Consider the following 2,072-nt stretch of genomic DNA (forward strand, 5'->3'; position numbering starts at 1 on the left):
ACCCGGCTTACGGCCAACTTCGTTTTTCTACTAACCGCTTGATATCTAAGCGGTTATGTTGATCCAAGCATATCTTGTCATAATCCAAGCATATCTTGTCATTCGTGACAAGTATAGCTTGTCATTGTTCAAAAAATAATCTATTTTTGTAATTAGTTTACAAAAACAAGAAGAAATGAACGTGTATAAGCGTAAACTTACAAAATCTGCGATAAATAATATTCATCGATTTGCTAGCTTCAAAAACAATAGTTTTGTTGAAGTAGAATCAACCCTAGAGTTTGAAGCCTGTTTTCATTTTGAATTTTCTAAAAAAATAACTCGATTTGAATCGCAACCCATAGGGTACGAATACAAATTAGGGGGTAAAGTACGAAGGTACACTCCAGATTTTCTTATACAATTCAGTTCTGGGGAGTTAATGTATTATGAGATTAAGCCGTTTAATAAAACTGTTGGTGAAGAATTCCTTGGGGAATTTCAAGCAAAGCAGCTTGAAGCAAAACATAGGGGAATAAAACTCGGGTTGATTACAGACCGAGAAATCAGAATAAATCCACTGTTAAACAATTTAAAGATATTACATCGATATGCATCTTCTGATGGAAGAAAAAATCAAGCAGAAGAAAAGGCCCTCTCCATATTAAGGCGCTACGAAAAATTGACTGTGGCCTCGCTTATTGAAAAAGTTGGGGCATGTTATGAGTCGATGTTTCCTCGCATTATTAGTTTAATAAGCCAAAATGTTCTTACTACAAATTTAGGGATACCCTTAAATTCTCAAACTGTTATCTGGACTTCCTAAATATGACCAAGGAGAACAGTTTTTCCGATCTCTTTAACGTTACAACAGAAGGAAAAGACGTTTCTCCTGTTGAGCTAACGAGTCCATACTTAGAACCTTTTTCTGATCTCTCAGCTTTTACAATTATACAAAGAGATGAAGCGATACATCGTCATAATATAATCAAATTTTTAATCAAAGAAGGTGTTAATGCGTTTACCGAGAAACAATTAACACATCTATTATCTGCATTGGTAACAGAATTTGGTGGCCCAGCGCCAAACGTTAGGACCTTAGCTCGGTGGTGGTCGTTATTTAAAAGTTCTAATTTCAATATAGTTTCACTTGTTCCTACAATACAAGCTGGCAACAAAAAATCGAAAATTGTTCCTGAGTTAGAGCCTTTAATTTCGAAAACGATTGATAGACTTATGTCGGCTGAAAGACCAAATTTGGCAGAAGGCTATCGTTATTTGGAAGATTTGGTTTTTAGACATAATAAAGAAAATAAGCTTCAACTTAACTGCATATCTTCTGAAGCACTAAGATTAAGAGTTTCTAAAATTACCCCATTTGAAAAGTTTAAAGCAAAAAAAGGATTAACAGCTGCAAAATTTGAATTTAAATCGATTGGAAAGAAAATTGCGACGTCTAGGGTGTTGGAGAGGGTAGAAGCAGATCATACTAGGTTTGACTTGTTTGTTGTTGATGACATTTATCAAGTCCCAATGGGGCGTCCTTGGCTTACATTACTCATTGATTCGCTCAGTTTATCAGTTGTTGGCTTTTATCTTGGTTTTGAACCTCCCAGTTTTGTTTCCATTTGCCATGCAATTAAAAATGCAATTTTACCAAAAGAGTATGTAAAGGCTTCGTACCCCAGTATAAAAACAGAATGGTTGTGCTCAGGGTTAATCGAAACGTTGGTTACAGACAATGGTAAGGAATTTGATGATAAAGATTTCAAACAAACTTGTTACGAGTTGGGAATAAACGTTGCAAAAAATCCAACTAAAAAACCTCATTTGAAGTCGTCAATAGAACGTTATTTTGGTGCATTAAATACTCAGTTATTGGCAAACCAACCTGGAAAAACATTTTCAAATATTATTGCTAGAGAGGATTATGACCCTGAGAAAAATGCGGTTATATCATTATCCGATATTCAACTTGTAGTACACAAATGGATTATTGAGATTTATCAAGCCCAACCTAATTCAAGATGGTCAAATATGCCAAATCTTTCATGGTTGACTGCAGCAAAGGCTTTTCCGCCTCAACCGTATAG

Annotated in this window: 2 protein-coding genes; both read left to right on the forward strand. The window is 35.1% G+C overall.

The features are described from left to right. The first annotated feature begins 181 nt into the window (after positions 1-181). A complete protein-coding gene (locus NWQ57_RS21610) occupies positions 182-805 on the forward strand; it encodes a Tn7 transposase TnsA N-terminal domain-containing protein (RefSeq protein WP_306024263.1) in 624 nt (207 codons plus the stop codon). A 2-nt stretch (positions 806-807) separates the two neighbouring features. After that, on the forward strand, positions 808-2,072 hold a 1,265-nt coding region (locus NWQ57_RS21615), incomplete at its 3' end, for a hypothetical protein (protein WP_306024264.1).

This window comes from Paraglaciecola sp. (assembly GCF_030730205.1).
GTDB lineage: Bacteria > Pseudomonadota > Gammaproteobacteria > Enterobacterales > Alteromonadaceae > Paraglaciecola.